17 protein-coding genes are annotated in these 21,029 nt (G+C 43.3%); 9 read left to right on the forward strand and 8 right to left on the reverse strand.

From position 1 onward, the window contains the following. Window positions 1–26: 26 nt before the first annotated feature. From AC5JPT_RS04950 to AC5JPT_RS04970, 5 genes are all read left to right on the forward strand, one after another. Window positions 27–1,484: an NYN domain-containing protein gene (locus AC5JPT_RS04950; RefSeq protein WP_493857322.1), complete on the forward strand. Its 1,458-nt coding sequence runs from the start codon at window positions 27–29 to the stop codon at window positions 1,482–1,484. Further along, window positions 1,477–2,820, forward strand: a complete 1,344-nt coding sequence (locus AC5JPT_RS04955) for a phosphoribosyltransferase domain-containing protein (RefSeq protein WP_493857323.1) — start codon at window positions 1,477–1,479, stop codon at window positions 2,818–2,820. Before AC5JPT_RS04950 ends, AC5JPT_RS04955 begins: the two co-directional genes overlap by 8 nt. Before the next feature lie 42 nt (window positions 2,821–2,862). Next, complete coding sequence (locus AC5JPT_RS04960) at window positions 2,863–3,693, forward strand: HAD hydrolase family protein (RefSeq protein ID WP_493857324.1); 831 nt, start codon at window positions 2,863–2,865, stop codon at window positions 3,691–3,693. Between the two features lie 76 nt (window positions 3,694–3,769). Then, on the forward strand, window positions 3,770–4,951 hold the full coding sequence (locus AC5JPT_RS04965; protein WP_493857325.1) for a cysteine protease StiP domain-containing protein: 1,182 nt from the start codon (window positions 3,770–3,772) through the stop codon (window positions 4,949–4,951). A gap of 70 nt (window positions 4,952–5,021) precedes the next feature. Next, a complete protein-coding gene (locus AC5JPT_RS04970; protein WP_493857326.1) occupies window positions 5,022–6,086 on the forward strand; it encodes an HpcH/HpaI aldolase/citrate lyase family protein in 1,065 nt (354 codons plus the stop codon). Between the two features lie 146 nt (window positions 6,087–6,232). On the opposite strand, the gene AC5JPT_RS04975 is transcribed toward AC5JPT_RS04970, so the two are convergent. Further along, window positions 6,233–7,045: an alpha/beta fold hydrolase gene (locus AC5JPT_RS04975; RefSeq protein WP_319050565.1), complete on the reverse strand. Its 813-nt coding sequence runs from the start codon at window positions 7,043–7,045 to the stop codon at window positions 6,233–6,235. Between the two features lie 327 nt (window positions 7,046–7,372). On the opposite strand from AC5JPT_RS04975, the gene AC5JPT_RS04980 reads away from it, so the two are divergent. Beyond that, window positions 7,373–8,170 (forward strand): enoyl-CoA hydratase/isomerase family protein, encoded by a 798-nt coding sequence (locus AC5JPT_RS04980; protein WP_493857327.1) that lies wholly within the window; start codon window positions 7,373–7,375, stop codon window positions 8,168–8,170. Between the two features lie 157 nt (window positions 8,171–8,327). On the opposite strand, the gene AC5JPT_RS04985 is transcribed toward AC5JPT_RS04980, so the two are convergent. The 3 genes from AC5JPT_RS04985 to acnB form a co-directional block, all read right to left on the reverse strand. Next, window positions 8,328–8,771, reverse strand: coding sequence for a PACE efflux transporter (locus AC5JPT_RS04985; RefSeq protein ID WP_493857328.1), 444 nt, complete (start codon window positions 8,769–8,771; stop codon window positions 8,328–8,330). A 279-nt stretch (window positions 8,772–9,050) separates the two neighbouring features. Beyond that, the gene (locus AC5JPT_RS04990) at window positions 9,051–10,001 is read right to left on the reverse strand and encodes a hypothetical protein (RefSeq protein ID WP_493857329.1); all 951 of its coding nucleotides are present in this window, start codon (window positions 9,999–10,001) and stop codon (window positions 9,051–9,053) included. Window positions 10,002–10,206: 205 nt separating this feature from the next. Next, window positions 10,207–12,810, reverse strand: coding sequence for a bifunctional aconitate hydratase 2/2-methylisocitrate dehydratase (acnB, locus tag AC5JPT_RS04995; RefSeq protein WP_493857330.1), 2,604 nt, complete (start codon window positions 12,808–12,810; stop codon window positions 10,207–10,209). Between the two features lie 325 nt (window positions 12,811–13,135). On the opposite strand from acnB, the gene AC5JPT_RS05000 reads away from it, so the two are divergent. Together AC5JPT_RS05000 and lipA are read left to right on the forward strand one after the other, a co-directional pair. Next, entirely contained in the window at window positions 13,136–13,546 is a 411-nt protein-coding gene (locus AC5JPT_RS05000; protein WP_372887394.1) for a carboxymuconolactone decarboxylase family protein, read from the forward strand. 148 nt (window positions 13,547–13,694) lie between these two features. Next, window positions 13,695–14,738 (forward strand): lipoyl synthase, encoded by a 1,044-nt coding sequence (gene lipA, locus AC5JPT_RS05005; RefSeq protein WP_372887392.1) that lies wholly within the window; start codon window positions 13,695–13,697, stop codon window positions 14,736–14,738. Window positions 14,739–14,884: 146 nt separating this feature from the next. Here the strand turns inward: lipA and AC5JPT_RS05010 are convergent, their stop codons facing one another. The 3 genes from AC5JPT_RS05010 to AC5JPT_RS05020 are packed head-to-tail and all read right to left on the reverse strand — an operon-like array spanning window position 14,885 to window position 18,453. Beyond that, the gene (locus tag AC5JPT_RS05010; RefSeq protein WP_493857331.1) at window positions 14,885–16,921 is read right to left on the reverse strand and encodes a TRAP transporter permease; all 2,037 of its coding nucleotides are present in this window, start codon (window positions 16,919–16,921) and stop codon (window positions 14,885–14,887) included. After that, on the reverse strand, window positions 16,893–17,453 hold the full coding sequence (locus tag AC5JPT_RS05015; protein ID WP_493857332.1) for a DUF1850 domain-containing protein: 561 nt from the start codon (window positions 17,451–17,453) through the stop codon (window positions 16,893–16,895). The genes AC5JPT_RS05010 and AC5JPT_RS05015 overlap by 29 nt, the downstream gene beginning before the upstream one ends. Next, window positions 17,431–18,453, reverse strand: a complete 1,023-nt coding sequence (locus tag AC5JPT_RS05020) for a TAXI family TRAP transporter solute-binding subunit (RefSeq protein ID WP_493857333.1) — start codon at window positions 18,451–18,453, stop codon at window positions 17,431–17,433. The genes AC5JPT_RS05015 and AC5JPT_RS05020 overlap by 23 nt, the downstream gene beginning before the upstream one ends. A 493-nt stretch (window positions 18,454–18,946) precedes the next feature. Here AC5JPT_RS05020 and mtnP point away from each other — a divergent pair, with 493 nt between their 5' ends. Then, on the forward strand, window positions 18,947–19,840 hold the full coding sequence (gene mtnP / locus AC5JPT_RS05025; RefSeq protein ID WP_493857334.1) for an S-methyl-5'-thioadenosine phosphorylase: 894 nt from the start codon (window positions 18,947–18,949) through the stop codon (window positions 19,838–19,840). Between the two features lie 129 nt (window positions 19,841–19,969). On the opposite strand, the gene AC5JPT_RS05030 is transcribed toward mtnP, so the two are convergent. Beyond that, the gene (locus tag AC5JPT_RS05030) at window positions 19,970–21,013 is read right to left on the reverse strand and encodes a methyltransferase domain-containing protein (protein ID WP_493857335.1); all 1,044 of its coding nucleotides are present in this window, start codon (window positions 21,011–21,013) and stop codon (window positions 19,970–19,972) included. Between the last annotated feature and the right edge of the window lie 16 nt (window positions 21,014–21,029).

Here is a 21,029-nt window from a genome sequence, read left to right on the forward strand (position 1 = left end):
GGTATTAAGAAAGGACTGTTATATCAATGAAACTCAAAAGCATAGCCGTTCTTATCGATGCCGATAATGCTTCAGCTAATAACATTAATTATATTTTACATAAGATAGAGGGCATTGGTCACATTGCTTGTAAAAAAATCTATGGTGACTGGGGCAACGTACATATTCAAGGTTGGCAAGAAGCACTGCTAAAGCATGCTATCGACCCAATACAACATTTCGCCTATGCTAAAGGTAAAAATACGACTGATATTGGTCTGGTTATTGAAGCTATGGACTTACTACATAGTAGACACTACGACGGTTTCTGCTTAGTATCTAGCGATAGTGATTTCACCGCTTTGGCGCTACGCATAAGAAAAAACGGTATTAAAGTCTTTGGTTTTGGCAAACAACAGACCGTCAAAGCGTTCACACAAGCCTGTGACAGTTTTTACTACGTGGAGGATCTAGTACCTTTACCAAAAGCACTACCCGTTAGCGAGCACAAAGATACGCCTAGCCTTGATATTAAGACAAAACCATTGCTGCCTGTCGCCGAATCCAAAACATCACCCGAAAAATGGACAACCAAAGCACTTCAGAAGCAGACACATCTTATTAGCGTTTTAAACAAGCTGATAAAAGAAGACCCAAATTCTGCCAAAGGCTGGTCAAATTTATCTTATCTTGCTAGCCATATTAAACAACACCATACAAATATCAAGTTAGATAGATACGGCTATGCAAAGTTTTCAGAATTAATTACCGCAATGGCGTTATATGACATCCGCACTGTGAACAAAGTGATGTCTATTAAACTAAAAGACGATTCACTGCCAACCTCGAGTGTAGCACCAAACGACAATGCCGCATCAGTATGTTCAAAAAAATCTAGAAATATAACGAATAGTAAAAAAATAGAGCGTCAACTGCCTAGTAAAAATAAGCAGGATAGTAATATAGAATCTAAAATTCATGCACCATTAATTATACCTCCATTTTTAACAAGCATTAAAATCCAAGCATCTAATATTATTGACGTTGCTTTATTCAAGCTTTATATGAAAGGACAGGCTAAGGATAATGATGACCTAATTTTTTGCGGTCAAACTCATGATAGATCTCATACTATAGAGCTGCGACAACAAAGCTGTTCTTCTATACTAATGACCCAAATTGAATGTGCTTTACATAAAATACCTAAAGAAGTAACTCAATTAATGGTTGTCTTGTCGACAAATGCACATCGTATATCAATAGATCAAAAAAACCCTCTTATTCATGTGCAGATACAAAACTATTGTCGAAATAATAAAGGTAGTACGGGTGATATTTTGTTTGAAAGTGACTTCGATATCAGTCAGAAAGATGGAAAAGGACTGAAACTATTTAACCTCACAAAAGTAAATGACGGGTGGAATTTTTCTGCTATTAATCAGGATGTAAAATACGGACTAAGACAAATGTGCGAACAATATGGAATAGAAATTAGCGATGAATAATCAATTATCAAAACCAGAACAAGCAAAACAAAGCACTTCCATCACCCTACCTCGTGGCACCCTTGATCTGGCCTATCAGACCAACTCAATGGCTAACAAGAGTAGCTTGGAACACAGCGACCACTATCAGCTAGAAGATCTGCTTGGATTTGCCCAGCGCATTAACCCAAAACGGGCGTTTTTGTTTGTCTCAAAAGTATTGGGTCGTCATATTCCCGTGGCACCCAGCACCATGCGGAATGCGTTTACTGATTTGGCCAATTTAGTTCCTAATGATTTGCCCGAGCCAATTTTAGTCATCGGTATGGCAGAGACTGCGGTTGGTCTATCGGCAGGCGTGCATCAAGCGCTACAAACACGCTATCCGCAGGCGCTGCTACTGAACTCTACTCGTCATGCCCAACATGATGAAAGCCTTGATCAGGGTAAACAAAGCGATACTAATGATGCTAATTCGTTATTAACGACTTTTTGTGAAGACCACAGTCATGCCAGCCAGCATTTGATTTATCAAAGTACAGATAGCATCACACAAGCACAGCTGCTCGCTAGCAGAACGCTAATCATGGTCGATGACGAAGCGTCAACAGGCAATACCTGTGTTAACGTCGTCACAGCCTTACGTAATGCAGGGCTGACACAATTAGAGCAAGTGCATCTAACGACTTTGGTTGATTGGTCATTGGATCAAGAGAATACAAACCAGCAGACAGATGACGCTCAGCCTGGGTGTATGGCGGATCGTTTGATTGGCATTGAGTTTCATCGTCATCACTTACTGTCTGGTGCATGGCAATGGACAGACGCGCCCAACCCAGAGCCTATCACTATGCCATCGGTTGATACTACCGCAGCAGGTAGTCAGGCGCTTGGGTTTACGGGCAACTGGGGACGCTTTCCTACATTAAATAGCACAGATGGCTTTGATAACTATCTTTCAAGTTTTAAGGCTACATTTGCACGCTTTCATGATCAAGACAGTTTTGATGTGAGTCAACTGCCCAAAAAAATATTGGTATTGGGCAGCAATGAGTTTGTTTGGTTGCCATTTTTATTGGCGGAATGGCTTGAGACAACATATCAAAACCTCAAAGCTGACACGGATACTATCGTGAAATTTAGTGCATTGACTCGCTCACCGATTGCGCTTGGCGGGGCCATCACTACCATGCTGAGCTTTCATGATAATTACGGATTGGGTATGACCAACTTTTCTTATAATGTTGGTCCCAATGAGTGGGACTTGATTGTGTTGTGTGTAGAAACGGCTGCTGATAGCGTCGATGCGATGTGGCGCGGTTTGGATAATGTTTTGGTGGTCAGTCCGACGACTTAAACCATTCTTTCACCTTCATATTTCCTGTTTATGGACGACGTCATGACTATCCCATTTTTCAAGCCCAACCACGATATTATCAAACCATATGCCTTAATGGATTTGGACGACACCCTTTTTCAAACCCAGCGTAAAATCGATGCATGGGACTTGCCTACTGCTGAGGCTGAAAACTTAGTATGTGCGACGGTTAATAAGCAAAACGAGCCACTCAGTTTTATGAGTCAACGCCAATCGGGCTTTTTTAACTGGTTATTGGCTAGTACCGACCTAATAGTCGTGACGGCACGTGACCGCAGTGAAATTAAGCGTGTTAAATTACCGTTCGACAGTTGGCAAGTATTGACTCATGGTGCCATTATTTTGACGGCTGATGGGCAGCTATTAAGCGCGTGGCAACAACATATGTATAACAAGCTTGCACCATTGCAAGATAAGTTAAACCAACTGAGCGAGCTGTTTGCTAGTCATAGCAAAAGTGAGCAGAGCCAGTTAGTATTTACGCCGCACATCGACCACTTTAACGATGGCTTTAACGATAAAAAATTAACGATTTATCTGGCGATCAAACACGCGCAAAAAGACTATCAAGCGTTAATAGATCTGGCTAAAAAACTGCCCACGTTAATACGTGATTTTGAGCAAGATTTTTATGTGCATGTCAATGCCAATAATCTAGCGATATTGCCCCATGCGGTTCACAAGCATCATGCCGTACAGTTTTTGTTAGACAATTATTTAGATCATCAGCGTCCCAGTTTTGGCTTTGGTGATAGCTTGGCGGACTTACCTTTTCTGCAACTGCTTGACTGGTACGGTATGCCAAGCCGCGGTCAGATGCATGAACACTATCAGTCTGAGCCATCTATTTAATTTTTTGGGCTAAACAATCAGTTCAAAAAAACAGACACATAACCTCATTATCATCACAAGTGCCATTATTCATACTATGACTTTACCTAATATACAGACCCATAGAGCCAATCTAAACAATTACGGCTCAGGTAGCTATCTTGACAGCGATGTGACGGTCCTACTCAATATCGTCGATAAAGACGCTGTTGCCGATGTGCCGGTCAGTCAAAAAGAAGCACTCATTCAAAGCGGGCAGCGTCACTACTCTGATATGTTGACCTTAGAGCAAGCGCCTACCGCGATGCACGAGCAGCTATACCGTCAAGCGTTGGCGCAAGGTGGTGAGAGAGCCGCAACTGATATTGCATACTTAGCGCACACCATACATGATGTCTTTGGTCATGATGTCAGTGATGAGGATCCGCTGGTCTTGGTGAGCTTGGTAAGGGCAGGTCTACCGATTGGCGTGCTATTGCAGCGCGCGTTGTCGGACACAGAGAGTAGCTACTATTTGCCGAGTATACATTATGGTATCAGTATCATTCGTGATCGCGGGCTTGATCCTGCGGCGCTGCAAATGCTGCTGGACGCGTACCCAAACAGTCCGATTGTATTCGTCGATGGCTGGACAGGCAAAGGCGCGATTTATCAGGAACTTGCGCGCAGCTTAGACGTATTTAATGACACGGCTCATCCTAGCTTTGCCAATATTTTTCACCAAGGCGCGAATGTTATTCCGCTATTGACTCTTGCCGATCCGGCGGGCGTTGCTTGGCTCGCAGCTAGCGCAGAAGATTGGTTGATTCCGTCTGGTCTGTTAAACAGCACCGTATCAGGGCTGATTTCGCGCAGCTTATATACCGAGCCGCAATCAGGTCTTCATCGCAGTGTTTTTTATGAGGATTTGATAGAGGCAGATCATAGCTTGGCATTTATCGATCATGTCGATGCAGCGAGACGCTCACTGACCGCGCCACCAGAGCCTTTGCCAACCTATCAGCAGCCGCGCTACCAGACAGCTGCATTGATAGATACGCTCGCAGCAGACTATAACATCACTAATCGCAACCGTATTAAGCCAACTATCGCCGAGGCGACGCGCGCTATCTTGCGCCGTGATCCGGAGCGTATATTGCTCGCGACCGCGGCGCATCCCGATACCGTACTACTGCGTCATTTATGTGAGCAACGAGGCATCACTATTGATGTATTAGGTGATAAAATACTGCCTTATCAAGCCATCACTCTGATCAAGCAACGCACGAAAGACAGTTAGTACCTGTAGCACAAATTCATCTCGCATGATTGAACGCTTGCCCCTTATTCCTCTATTTATGATGCCAACTATGTCAGATACCAAACACAATGAGTCAGAGCTTTACCACGATACCCAGTCTTATGCGCATCTGATTACTGAGCGTCATGCGATGGTCAGACCGCATACGCATCATCCCTATCAACTGGGTGCTAGCCTATACATGCCTGCTACTCGGCAAGATATTTGGCAAGTCATCAAGCGCGACAAGCTACCTACGATCAACAGTATTATTATTTGCCTAGAGGATGCTGTCAGTCATGAGGACGTTGAGCTAGCACTTGAGCGATTGCGTATATTGCTGGATACTTGGGCTGAACATGTCAACAGTATCAATGCGCCCTCTAGAGCCGCTGCTATTCGCGCACAGCATCCAACGCGACCATTGGTCTTTATACGTCCGCGTAGTCCATCGATGCTACAACAACTGGCGGACTATGCTCATATCGACCTGATCGACGGTTTTGTCATGCCAAAGGTCGATATGTATAGCTTATCGAACTGGCGGATGGCTTGTCAGAGCCTCAGTATCGACCACCTACTCATGCCCACACTCGAAACTGCCGCGCTGTTTAGTCCGCATCACAACCAAGAGCTGGCCATTGCTTTTAAGGAGGCCTTTAGTCAGCCTGTATTTGCACTCCGTATTGGTGGTAATGATCTATTTGCAGCGCTGCGTCTACGTCGGCCAAAAAGCAGCATTATCTATGATACGCCTATCGGCACCCTAGCCTATCAGCTGCTTGGCTGTTTCGTGCCGCATGGGTTTTATCTGAGCGCCCCTGTATTTGAATATCTGGATCAGCCAACACTGTTCATGCAAGAGCTAAACCATGATGTCAGCTTAGGTCTAGTGGGCAAAACGGTCATTCATCCAAGCCAAATCGCCTTAGTACAACAAGCCTACTGCGTGCCCCTCAGTACATTAGATGAAGCACAAGCCATTCTACATACTGACGCAAAAGCAGTATTTAAATACAACAACACCATGCTAGAGCCCGCGACCCATCGGGCATGGGCCACCGAAGTTGTCAACCGTGCAGAAGCTTTTGGCACTATTGATGATGGACATACGCCATATAGCTCGCGACGCTAGCCATCTGCTGATTATCATATCTACAGTACAAAAAGCCGATATCACATAAGCGATAGCGGCTTTTTTGTTAGGTTATTGAGTACTTTTCAATCAGCAAAGTACTGCCGTGCATCTGCTCGTTATCTATACTCTACTCGTTGTTTATACTAAGCACAACTTTCCAAGAACTTATTAAGCACTCGGTTGACCTGATCAGGCTCCTCTACTGTTGAGGTATGACCTGCTCCTTTGATAACCGCAAGCTTAGATCCAGCAATGGCAAAATGCATTCGTTCAGACTTATCATAAGGCGTTGCTGCGTCTTCATCCCCAACGATGATGAGTGTCGGTGTCGTAATCTCACCCAGTTGCTCATAGGTGCCTGTCCGCTCGATGACGCCCATGGTCGCCTTAACCACACCGCCTTTACGGTTACCCTGCAACATAGTGAGCCAGTGCTTACGGTCGGACTTGCGTAGCTTGTCCGTCAAAAACGTACTGCCAAACATAATCGGCATGACTTTGCTACTCACACGCTTTATACCGAGCCAACGAATAGCTTTTACCAGTTTACGATACTGCGGTATGTTTTTTGGATCTTCGGCGTCAGATGATGTCTCTAGTAAGCTGAGCGATAGCAGTAGTTCAGGACGCTTTATGGCGATACGCTGAGCCACAAACCCGCCCATGGATAGACCAACAAAATGACAGCGATCAATACCAAGCGCGTCGATTAGCCCAAGCGTATCTTCGGTCAGTGTCTCCATATCATAGCCAGATTTGGTAATCTGTGACTGACCCTGCCCGCGGAAGTCAAAAGCAATGCAGCGATAATCTGATTTAAAATATGCTACTTGTTTTTCGTACATCTGCGAGCTCCACAGCAGACCATGAGCAAACACAATGACAGGCTTTTGCGTATCGTTAGGCGCGCTGTCTTCGTAATAGATATCAGCATTATTGATATTGATAGTTGGCATAATCACATCCTTGTTTGATTCATTGAAAATTTATATGTCACATGACATTCTTCTATGCTCAGCTTAGAATATTAGCATAGTCTATAAATGCATTCGGCAATGACCTCCTTGCTAGATAATCACGTCCTTGGATAATCCTTATCAATTTATACGACAAAACAGCACTCTTGACCAGTGTATAGATGTGTCTTGAGCGCTCATAAAATGCCCTTTTATAATCCGAGCAAGCTGCTATAGTAATTGGCATTGAATCATTTTTACCTTTATCTTATAGCATTCTCACTGATACAAAATATTAAAACCGTCATTTAAATAAGGAAATCTATAATGTCAGAGCCTTTAGTCGATTATCAAGTTGAAAAACACATTGCGACCATTACCTTTAACGATCCAAAAAGCCTAAATGCTTTTGGTACCCCCCTAAAAAACCAAGTCTTGGTAGCACTAGACAAGGCTGAAGCAGACGATCAGGTACGAGTGATTATCTTGCAAGGCGCTGGCGGTAATTTCTCAAGTGGCGGCGATATCAAAGAGATGCTCTCTGAAGGGCTGGATAAAGAGGTTGTCTCTACCAAACTAAGAGGTATGGTAGAGGGTGCAGGAGAGGTCAGCTTAAAGCTACGCCATGTGCATAAACCTATCATTGCCAAACTAGAAGGCGCTGTAGCTGGTGCTGGTATGAACTTGGCACTTACTTGTGACTTCCGAATTGCCGCAGACAACGCAAAATTTGTACAAGCCTTTGTCAATATTGGCCTAGTGCCAGATGCAGGTGGTATTTATTTACTGAATCAATTGGTCGGTGCCGCAAAAGCAACTGAACTTGTGATGCTAGGTGATAAGTTAAAAGCAGAAGATATGGCGCGCTTAAATCTAGTAAATAACGTGGTGAGTGCTGATGAGCTAGATGCTACCGTACAAGCATTGGCGCTACGATTGAGCCAACTGCCAGGCAAAGCATTGGCTGCTATGAAAGAGAGCTTCAACGTACACGCCTTTGCTGGTTTGAGCGCAGCGCTAGATACGGAAGTAGAGCAACAGACAGTAATGGCAAAAACCGATGACTTTATAGAAGGGGTTAGCGCATTTATAGCAAAACGCAAACCTGTTTATCAAGGTAAGTAACAGGGTCAATGGCTAGGCAAGCTAAACGCCAAGTTAAATAACGAGACTGTAAGCACTTTAATCTGACAACTGAGTTTGTTTTGCTTAGATGGACTATAAGGATACTATCAAAAAAGGGCTGCCACTATGGCAGCCCTTTTCTATTCAGCGCCCTTTATCAAGAGGCCGTCGCGGGGTCATAATGATAAGGCAAGGTAAATATTTTATCGAAAATAAAGGTAAATACAAAGTTATATATTAAGAAGAAAACCATCAAAGCTGCCTCCATCATAAATGCTTCGATCAAGCCGACATCGTACCAGATGATGTATATTGGTAAGCAAATCAATACCAGACCGATTTCAAAAACTAGCGCATGCGCACTACGAATTAGCAGCGTACGCTCAGCTATACGCCTGCGCTGCTCCCAAGTCTCAAAAGCGGTGTTGTATAAGAAGTTCCAAATAATCGCAGCGAGCGATATCATCATAGCAGCGGGCAGCGATTCTGATGCATCACTATTGCTAAGCTTCATGAGTACAAAGGTAGAGGATATGATTGCCAGAATTTCAAACACAATCACATAGACAATACGGCGTTTAACTGGGGATAAGGTAATCAACCAAGACTCCAAAGCACCTGTATTTAAACAGCAAAGTGCATATCAAAGTATCGGTCCGTCCCGAGATAAAAAAGAGAGGTGAAATGCAGAGCCACGGTTTCCGCCTGCACTTATATTATACATAAGATGGAGAGAGAAGCCAGTTTTTGGTTATATTGAGAAGGCACTAGTTAAAAAGCGCTTTTATTTTTATGGTAACAAGCATTAGATTAGTGTAATACAACTCTTCGACATCGCTTTCAAATTGAATCTTTATCATAATTTTTAGATAATTTTAAATTATCTATCATCATTGATTTTATAAGTATGATTGAGTAGCAAAAAATTAATAAATCTATTGAATCTAGACTCAACATAAATCTCTTTATTTTTACTGAAATCTTGTATGTAGTCAAGGAGACTACTTCTAACTTCTGGGAAAATATAATACATCTCATAACCTAAAACTAATAAACTAAAACCTAAAGTAAAAAGCTGTTTGTATAGAACAGTAAAGTTTGACTCTATATTTCCTATAACTGAGCTGGGTTCTACAGTTTTTGCAATTAAAACGGCTACAAGTGAAAAGAGTGCAATCAATAGTGAAAGTATACGCACTAATGAGTTTCTATTAGCTACCATACTAAAAATATTAAACTTTCTAGTATCTGTAGAGTTTTCATAAATTGATTTCCAGTTAGCTACTTCTTTAGCAAATATAAACTTATCATTATTTATAAATATATTATCTAACCATATTTTTTTTATAATTTTTATATCCTCAATCCTTTTTTCGTAAGTACTTGAATACTCTTTAACATTTTCCCTAGAGTTATTATTACTCAAATCCTCTAAAATATAAGAGAATCTTTTTATTACTAATTTTTTATGATCTTCTTTTATACTTATATACATTACAAAAAGGCATAAGCATAAAGTAATAGTCAATATAATCGCACTAATTGAAGGAATTTTTGATATAACACTCATCTCTTTATCATATAGCAATAAGAAAGGTCTAATAATCATACAAATAAATATAATTAGTGTAGAAAAATACATTGCAACGAAAGTGCATTCTTTATATTTCTTTATCTCATAATCTCTCCATGAGATAAAATTATAATGATACTCATTTACAATTTCTGTTATTTTTATAGTTCTGTATTCACTTATTTCTGAGGTAAATTCCCCACCTTTTGGATCCTTTTCTTGCTCTTCTCTCATACGGTAATATTCTTCGAAATTCACAGAAAATCCCTCTAAAGGTAAAACTCTAGAACTACATTTTGAGGATGTGATTTTACTAGGTTATCTTCTGCCTAACAAGCAAACAAATATTGATTTAATCATTATATAATAAAGAAAACCCCGCATCATAACGATACGGGGTTATTTTTTACGTATAAAGTTTTTAGTATAAAGCTCTTAATTCTAAAAGCTTATGTACTCAAGACTAGCTCAATTGAGCAACGTTAATCTTATCTGCTTCTTCAGTATAGTCTTCCATACGGTCGAAGTTCATGTATTGATAGACTTCATCACCCATGCTGTTTAGCATGCCAGCATACTGCTGATACTCATCGTTGGTTGGCAATTTACCAAGTACCGCTGCAACTGCGGCAAGCTCTGCAGAAGCGAGATATACGTTAGCGCCTTGACCTAGACGGTTCGGGAAGTTACGAGTTGAGGTCGATACCGCAGTAGATTTCGGTGCGATACGTGCTTGGTTACCCATACATAGTGAACACCCTGGCATTTCAGTACGAGCGCCGGCTTGTGCATAGATATTGTAGTAACCTTCTTCCATCAACTGGCGTGCATCCATCTTAGTTGGTGGTGCAATCCATAGACGAGTTTTTAAGCTACCTGCTGGTACGTCTTGTAGCAGTTTACCAGCGGCACGGAAATGACCGATGTTGGTCATACATGAACCAATGAATACTTCATCAATGGTATCACCAGCGACGTCTGCTAGCGTTTTTGCATCATCTGGATCGTTCGGGCAGCAAAGAATTGGCTCTTTGATTTCGCTCATATCGATAGTGATGTCGATAGCGTATTCAGCATCATCATCAGCACGCATGAGGCTTGGGTTAGCCAACCACTCTTGCATTTGCTCAACACGGCGACTGATCGTACGCGCATCGCCATAGCCTTCTGAAATCATCCACTTAAGTAGCGTGATGTTTGAGTTTAGGTACTCAGTCACTGATGCTTCAGATAGCGTGATAGTACAACCAGCAGCACTACGCTCAGCTGAGGCATCAGACAATTCGAACGCTTGCTCAGCGGTCAAATCTTCTAGACCTTCGATTTCAAGAATACGACCGTTAAACTCGTTGATTTTGCCTTTCTTATCAACCGTCAAGTACCCTTCTTTGATCGCTTGATAAGGGATCGCATGTACGAGATCACGTAGGGTGATACCCGCTTGACGTTCACCAACGAAGCGAACACGAACAGATTCAGGCATATCAAGTGGCATGACACCAGTTGCAGCTGCGAACGCAACCAGGCCAGAACCCGCTGGGAACGAGATACCCATTGGGAAACGAGTATGCGAGTCACCACCAGTACCAACGGTATCTGGCAATAGCATACGGTTCAACCATGAGTGAATGATACCATCACCTGGACGTAAGCTGACGCCGCCACGGTTCATGATAAAGTCAGGTAGTGTATGCTGAGTCTCAACGTCAACTGGCTTTGGATAAGCAGCAGTATGGCAGAATGACTGCATGACTAGGTCTGCTTGGAAACCCAAACATGCCAAGTCTTTTAGCTCGTCACGCGTCATTGGACCAGTGGTATCCTGAGAGCCGACCGTAGTCATCTTAGGCTCACAGTACATACCTGGACGTACGCCTGTTAGACCACACGCTTTACCAACCATTTTCTGCGCTAGCGTAAAGCCTTTACCCGTATCGGCTGGCTCTTCTGGCTTAGCAAATACGTCTGAATGACCAAGACCCATATATTCACGAGCACGGTTAGTCAGGCCACGACCAACGATCAATGGGATACGGCCACCAGCACGTACTTCATCAAGCAATGTTGGCGAGTTTAATGCAAACGTTGATAGCACTTCGTCAGAATCATGCTTAGTGATTTTGCCTTCGTATGGATAGATGTCAAACACATCACCCATGTTTAGGTTATCAACGGCAACTTTTTCGATTGGCAATGCGCCAGAATCTTCCATGGTGTTAAAGAAGATAGGAGCGATATTGTTACCCAATACTAGACCGCCGCCACGTTTGTTTGGCACGTTAGGAATGTCTTCACCCATCAACCACAATACTGAGTTGGTGGCAGACTTACGGCTAGAACCCGTACCAACGACATCACCAACATAAGCTAGCGGATGGCCTTTTTCTTTTAATGCTTCGATTTGCTTCATTGGACCAACAACACCCTCTTCGTCAGCAGTGATGCCGTCGCGAGAGTTTTTGTGCATGGCTAGTGAATGCAATGGAATATCAGGACGGCTCCATGCGTCTTGCGCAGGCGACAAGTCATCTGTATTAGTCTCCCCAGTGACTTTGAACGTCGTATAAGTGGTTTTTTCTGGTACTGCATCACGGTTCAAGAACCATTCTGCGTCAGCCCAAGATTGAACCACTTCTTTAGCAATGGTGTTGCCCGCTTCAGCTTTTTCAGTCACGTCATTGAATGCGTCAAATACCAATAGCGTTTTCTTCAATGCTTCAGCAGCGTCTTGTGCAACTTCACTGTCATCAAGGGCAGCAACTAGTGGCTGAACGTTGTAGCCACCTTGCATCGTACCTAGGATTTCAACCGCTTTTTGCTTGCTAATAAGTGGCGATGACGTCTCACCCTTTAGGATAGCAGCCAAAAACGCAGCTTTTACGTAGGCTGCTTGGTCAACACCAGCAGGGATACGGTTTTCTAACAAGTTCATCAAAAATGCATCTTCGCCTGCTGGCGGGTTCTTTAGTAATTCAACCAACTCTGCTACTTGTTTTTCGTTCAATGGTAGCGGAACCGTTCCTAGCTCAGCACGTTCTTCGACATGTTTACGATAAGCTTCTAACACAATAGTCGTCCTCGTCAGTTGGGGTTTAGCACATTGCGTGGGTAGTCAGCATGACTGCCTGCGTCTATATACTATAGGGAATAATTATCCGTGCAATCATAGCTTAAATCGCTCTAAATGTTAATGGCTCAGTCCTGAAAAGGCGCATAGTAAGGCCATATCGAACATTTATTATAAAAATAGTGCCATCAATAATATGATTGTCATGCTCATTATAACTGGCATTTACTCAGGCACACGTATCAATAGGTGCTTGCTTTATGACTGAACAGACACCATATGACTGTTATACGCTTTTATAAGACATTATTAAGGACGACGAGATATGAACGATAGCAATACGGACAACAATACCAACTATGACAACGGTCTCAAAGTACGTACAGAGGTGATGGGTGAGCAGCATGTGAAGCGCTCGCTTGACGCGGCAACAGGATTTACTCAGCCACTACAAGACTGGATTATTGAACATGCTTGGGGCAGCACATGGCAAGATGATTCAGTGCTACCGCGCAAGTACCGCTCATTAATTACCATTGCCTTTTTGATTGCACAAAAAAGCCCGACCGAGCTAAAAGGACACATACGCGGTGCCATCAATAATGGGGCTAGTGTCGCTGAGATTCGAGAAGTCCTCATGCATAGCTTGCCATACTGCGGTGCACCTGCCACACAAGAAGCATTTCGTGCAGCCATAGATACCCTAAATGAGATGGAAATCGACATAGATATTTAAAACTATGGTCGCTAGAGCAATCGTAGTAACCTTAACGATATTGTACAAAAAATACCTGTTAAATTTCTGCTATAATATCGCCACTCATAAAACATTTTGATAATTCCATAAACCCTTATAATATAAAGGGTTAAGAGATAATTCTATTATGACAACTGCCGTACAAACACATGTACCTGCTGCTAAGGTCAAACCAAAAAAAGCCATCCAAGGCGAAAAGCTACGTGGCTACGATAAAGTTGCCCGTATCCCAATTAAAGTGATCCCGACCGTTGAGGCAAAGAAAAAGCCAGATTGGATTCGGGTAAAAATGTCATCACCTGCTGAAGTGGCACGTATCAAAGCCACTTTGCGTGAGCAAAAGCTCTACACCGTCTGTGAAGAAGCCGCCTGCCCTAACCTGCCACAGTGCTTCGCGGATGGTACAGCAACCTTTATGATTATGGGTGATATCTGTACCCGTCGCTGCCCGTTCTGTGATGTCGGTCACGGTCGACCTAACGAGCTAGATAAGGATGAGCCGCGTCATACCGCTGAGACCATCGAAGGTCTAAAGCTCAAATACGCGGTAATCACTTCTGTCGATCGTGATGATCTAAAAGATGGCGGTGCTGGACACTTCGTTGAAGTACTAAACGAATCAAGAGCCCTTAGCCCAAACTGCTTGATTGAAATCCTAGTACCCGATTTCCGTGGTCGTATGGATATCGCTTTGGACTTACTGACAGAGACCGCGCCTGATGTGTTCAACCACAATATCGAAACCGTGCCACGTCTCTATAAAGCCTTCCGTCCAGGCTCTGATTATCAGCATTCACTCGACTTGCTTAAAATTTACAAAGAGCGTCGTCCTGATATCGCAACCAAATGCGGCTTTATGGTCGGTCTTGGTGAGACTGAAGAAGAGATCTATGCCCTACTTGATGACCTAAAAGCGCATGACGTAGACATGATCACCATTGGTCAGTACTTACAGCCTAGTAAAAACCACGCGCCCGTCGATCGTTACGTCCATCCAGACGAGTTCCAGCGTTATATGGACTACGGCAAAAAAATTGGCTTCTTTAGCATTTGGGCAGGTCCAATGGTGCGCTCAAGCTACTTTGCGGATCGTCAGTACTACGGCGAAGATTGCCCAGCGCCTATCCGTAGCAAAAAAGCATTAGAAGCTGAAGGCAAACTTGGCTGCTAATCTAGCTACAAAGCGATGTAAAAGTAGTTATTAATAACATTTACTAAGAACAGTTTTTGAGAATACGAAAAAAGGGTGAATAACAAATTTGTTATTCACCCTTTTTTTCGCCTTGATAGATTATCAAAGGATTCAAACCCAACGTTTTACACGGTTAAAGTTGGCGTTGGCTTTCCAGCTGTTTTTATGTTGAGTACCGCAATACCTAGTACGATGATACCGCCGATGATACCCGTCAACATCTCAGGATAAATTAATAGCAAAGCACCAATCGCTAAGATGACACGAGTTACGGTATTCATCTGACCTCTAAAATACCCCTCAAGTGCTGAGCTTAGTGCAATCACACCTGTTACTGAGGTCACAACCACCGTGATGATATCTACAATAGGCGGTAGTGGGAAGTCTTTTGCCGTAACAGCGAGTCCAGTTGGGTCAATCATCAGCATCGTAGGATTATAGATGAACATAAACGGTACGATAAATCCAGCGAGTGCCAGTTTGAGTGACAAGAATCCTGTCTTCATCGGATCGCCGCCCGATATACCCGCACCAGCAAAGGCCGCTAGACACACAGGCGGAGTGATATTGGCAAAAATACCAAAATAAAAGACAAACATATGCGCTGACAAAATTGGAATATCAAAACCAGCCAACGCTGGCGCCGCCATCGTCGCCGTAATGATATAGGCAGGAATAGACGGTAATCCCATGCCTAATACCATAGATGCTAGCATGGTTAAAATAAGCGTAAAGAACAACGATCCCGCACCTAGCGTGACGATAGAGGATGTCATGACCGTACCGAAACTGGTCAGACTCACCACCCCAATGATAATACCAACGACCGCACAGGCCGCCATGACCGCAAGCGACTGACGCGCACCATCTTCTAATGCACCCAAAATATCAGAAAAGCTCATGCGTGTCTCAGCACGTAGCATACTGATGACAACCGTAAAACCAATGGTATAAGCGGCAGCATAACCGACAGGTACATTTTTGATTAACAAGAAAACCAAAAAAACAATCGGCAATAGCATATGACCACGTGCTTTTAGGACTGCTTTTACTGCTGGTAGGTTTTCTTTAGCGATACCTTTTAGATCGCGGCGACCAGCGCGGAAGTGTACCTGTGCAATCACACCCAAATAGTACAGCACGGCTGGTAATAAGGCTGCAAGCGCAATCGTACTATAAGGCAAACCTGTGGTCTCTGCCATGATGAACGCACTGGCACCCATAATTGGTGGCAAAATCTGCCCACCTACAGACGCACTCGCCTCAACTGCACCCGCGAAATCTTTGTGGTAGCCGACTTTTTTCATCAGCGGAATCGTAAAGGCACCAGTACTTACTACATTTGATAATGCAGAGCCGTTGATACTGCCCATAAAGCCACTAGAGATGACCGCTACTTTTGCAGGCCCGCCTTTCTTATGACCCGCAATGGCCAATGCCAGATCATTAAACAGCTGCCCCATCCCTGAGCGTGCTAAGAACGCACCGAATAAGATAAACAAGAAAATAAACGTCACTGACGCACCGATCGCTACAGAATATAAACCTTCTGTTTTTAGGAATAATTGACCAAAAATATCACCCATATCATAAGGGCGAGTCAAAAGCCTGTCAGGCATAAAATCCATGTGACTGACAAACGGATAGGCTAAGAATATCCCTGCCAATATCGGCAAAATCCAACCTGTAATACGGCGACTGCCCTCTAGCACACAGACCACAGTGATCAATGAGAATATCACGTCCATCTGGTTTGCCATACCGCCGCGTGAGGTCACAATGTCTTGATACTCGTAAATCAAGTAACCCATGCCAGATAAGGATAGCGCAAACCAAAGCCAGTCATACCATGCGACTCGACTGCGACTGCTTTTTTTGCTAGCTGGAAAAATCAAGAAAATCAATGCAAAACCAACACCCACGTGTACAGAGCGCTGTAGCAACGCTGGCATCGGGTTAAAGGTGATATACAAATGAAAGAGCGAATAAAGGATACAAATACCAGCGATAAAGTACTTCACTGGTCCTTGCGTGATATGACGTGTGATTGACTCTCGGTCGTATTTTTCCAATACCGCTCGGTTGACAGCCTCAGCATTTTTATCAACGTCAGCATCTGGCGTGGTATTCACGCTATCGTGATCCGTCACTTGGGAGTTCATGACAAAAGTCCTTTTTAAATCTATCAATTAAACCATACGTCTTAGGCATGATTACCACTTCAGAATAGTCTGGCACCCACTGGTGAATCAAGAAACGATGACCACCGTAATCGATCTCACCCTTGGTCAGTCTAGACACGACCCAATTGAGATTGGGCAGTTCTTCATTAATTTGATACCCAAGATAGCCAGGTTTTTGTATGGGAGCGAGTGGTTCAGTAGAGGGTGTACCAGCACCGAACGCTTCAAAGTAAGTGGTGGTGAGTAATAGCGTAGCACCCTCTGTACTGGTTTTATCTAGACGCTGATACTGCTCTTCCCACCACTGCTTTTCTACAGAATGTATCCAGCGCAGCTGAAAATCAGAGTCGGCGAAATAACAAACCTTGTCATCATCACCCTCGACGGCAACTCGCACTTCCACGACAGGTTGGAGCATCAAACCCATCCACAGCATAAAAAAAACCAGCGCTACAATGAATGCGGCGCCAGTTGATAACCACCATGAATTACTTGGCTGCTTGTTCGTCATAGTACTTCTTAGCACCAGGATGGATTGGAGCAACCATACCCTCACGAGCCGTTTCTAAGCTAATGTCATTAGCCGCTTGGTGTGCTGTTTTTAGACCGTCCAAATTATCAAACAAAGCCTTGGTTAGTTTGTAACCATCAGCTTCAGACAGATCAGAGCTAACCAACAACGCATTCATTATTGCTGCAGTTGGAATATCGGCTTCATTGCCATAAGTGCCCGCAGGAATTGCAAAGGTTTTGAAATAAGGCTTAGCCGCAATGATTTCTTTTAGCTTGTCTTGGTTGATAGTCACAATCTGTAAATCGAGGCCCTGCTCTAGCTCCATCAGAGACGAGTTTGGTAGACCACTACTAAAGAATGCCGCTTCAATCTTACCTGCTTTCATGCCATCAGCTGCTTCAGCAAACCCTAGATAATCAACAGTAACATCATCATAGGTGATACCAAACCCTTCTAGTAAGGTGCGAGCGTTTACTTCCGTACCAGATCCTTGATCACCAACAGCGATACGCTTACCGCGCAAGTCTTCAATGTTTTTGATACCCGATTTTTTCGAGGTGACGATTTGCACGACGTTAGGATATAGGACCGCAATCTGTTGAATGTTTGTGATTGGCTGCTCAAAGTTGTTTTTACCTTCGACTGCATCGGTAACCACATCACTCAATGCCAATACCATATCGACTTTGCCTTGGGTCAATAGATTAACGTTTTCAACCGATGCACCAGTGGTTTGGGTTTTTGAGTTAACGCCAAAGTTTTTGACATACACTTCAGACAGTGACGTACCGATGATGTTGTAAGGACCAGAGGCACCGCCGGTCGCGATAGTTACAAACTTTGTATCAAGCGTATCAGTGGCAGTAGCCTCAGTTGCCGTACTATCTGCCGCAGCGGTATCATCACCTTCTGAGCTTGGTGATGAGCATGCGGTTAGGCCTAGTGTGGCACTTAGCATGGCTGATAAAAGTAATGGAGACTTTAGAGAATTGAGCATTGAATTCATCCTTGAAGTAATCGATTTGATACATCTAACGGTATTAATAAACTGGCATTAATCCGTTACAGCTGAGTCATAATATAGCAATTTTTGTCATAAATAAACTAAAGTATTTTTTCTCTTTTGCTTTCAATGCCTTATATACAAAGCGCTTTGAGAAATTAGTCTTACTTTATTGTCTGGTTTATACCTTACAATGTTTCGCTAAGTGAAACCGTGTTTCATATATTTAATCAAAGTTTGTTTGCGTTGTAAACCTCTATCGCTATCAATTATTGCTATTAAACCAACAGCCTACCCTTATCTCATATTATTTATAACAAAATAATCGATACTAGCGCTTGGGTCAGATTTTCCGATTTATTTTTATTACTATTCAAGTTCTGCTATATTTCGTACAGACCTTTTTTATTGATGCAGCGTCTAAGATATATGCTTTATCAGCTAAAACAACATCATTGCTTTTTATAACCCAACTTGGATAACCTTTATGACAATATCTACAATAGAAGCATCAGAACCTTTGTCTGCTGATATCGCTATCATTGGCGGTAGTGGTCTTTATCAGATCCAAGCATTGACCAATAAACGCAGCATTACGATACAGACGCCTTATGGCAGTCCATCTGATGATATTGTTTTGGGTGAGCTAGAAGGTGTGACGGTTGCTTTTTTGACAAGGCATGGTCAAGGTCATAGATTAACCCCATCTGAAGTCCCGTATCGCGCCAATGTTTATGCCCTAAAGACACTGGGCGTACGCTATATCGTCTCGGTATCAGCCGTTGGCTCTCTACGAGAAACACTCAAACCGCTAGATATGGTCGTGCCCGATCAAATGATTGATATGACCAAGCAGCGAGTAAGTACGTTCTTTGGCGAAGGCGCAGTTGCTCATGTATCGATGGCAGATCCACTCTGCCCTGCTTTATCGGATATATTGACACGTGCCTATCACCAAGCAGATATTATTGAGGGTGACTGTCACTCGCAGGCAACTTATATCTGTATTGAAGGACCTCAGTTCTCAACTCGTGCGGAGTCAGAATGGTATCGTCAAATGCAAGCAGATATCATTGGCATGACCAACATGCCCGAAGCCAAATTGGCACGTGAAGCCAGCATGGCTTATGCAACATTGGCGTTAGTAACCGATTTTGATTGTTGGCACCCGACCGAAGAAGCTGTCAGTGCAGACTATGCGATAAAAAATCTGATGAAAAATGCTGAAAATGCTCAACAGGTGATCCAAAAAGCCGTTGCTTTGATTGCTGCTGAAATGCCTGAATCCATCGCTCATAGTGCCCTTGCACAAGCATTGGTCACCCCTATAGATATGATGGATGAACATACCAAAATCAGATTGGCAGCGTTACTAGCGTAGTCTTAAAGCGTATCCTCCATTGTGAACTGACTACTTCCAATCAAAAGAAAGGCTATTATCTCAAATAATAGCCTTTCTTTTGATTTAGCATATAGGTCTGAAATTTATACTAAATACACGCCTTTACTCTTAACAACAGCCGCCCATACCAGACGATGGCATCATAGCCTGATCAAATGGCATCAGTTCACCGCACCCTGCAAAAATACCATAGTGGCGACTGTCATCACCAATAAATTCAAAATGCGGTGCAAAGCGAGATTCTTGTAGCATCCGAAAGGTATTGCCGCAGACAGGAAATACCCGACCAGCCTCAATCGCATGATGCTTGTCTAGATCAAACCGATGCGGGGATTGCTCGATAGATCCTTTGTATATCACCGCTTGTCCATGATCTTCACAGGCATCTTCTAGCGCGGCAATCTTAAACAGGCGATAAGTGGCTGAGAAAAACTGTATATCACCGATTTTGGCAGCCAGTACTGGATCTGTAATCTCAAGCGGGCGATCTTCGACCAGACGTGGGTCTAAAAACCCTGCGCCTCTTGATAAACGAACAAAATCTTTCCAGTATAAAGCGCCACTTAAACACTCTCCATATAAGACAGGGTCATCGATTAGATGCTGCGGGATACGGCGATCAGCATAGACGTCAGAAAAATAAAATTCGCCGCCAGGCTTGAGCAGTCTCTGCACGCTCGCCATCACGGCAGCCTTATCTGGTGATAAATTGATAACACAGTTTGAGACGATAATATCAAAGCTACCATCAGCAAGATCCAATTCATCTAGTTTTTCGATATAACCATGCAAAAACGTCACATTGTCATAGCCAAACTGCTCAACATGATAGGCTTGATGTTCCTTTGCAACGGCTAATTGCTCGTCAGTCATGTCTACACCGACCACATGACCGCTCTCACCAACCAGTTGCGCGAGTGCATAGACATCGCGACCTGAACCACTGCCTAAATCCAAAATTCGGCAGCCCTCGAGCAATGCAGGACATACCAGACCGCAGCCGTAATAACGATTCAATACTTCATCATGGATGTTTGCGAGCAATGGCTTTAACCACACAGGCATATTGCTAATATCACAACATGCTGAGGTTTTTAGATCATCGGTACCTTGCAGCTCTTTTCCATAGTAATTTTGCACGACATCATGCATGACAATATCCTTATTA

This window comes from Psychrobacter sp. H26, assembly GCF_059073035.1.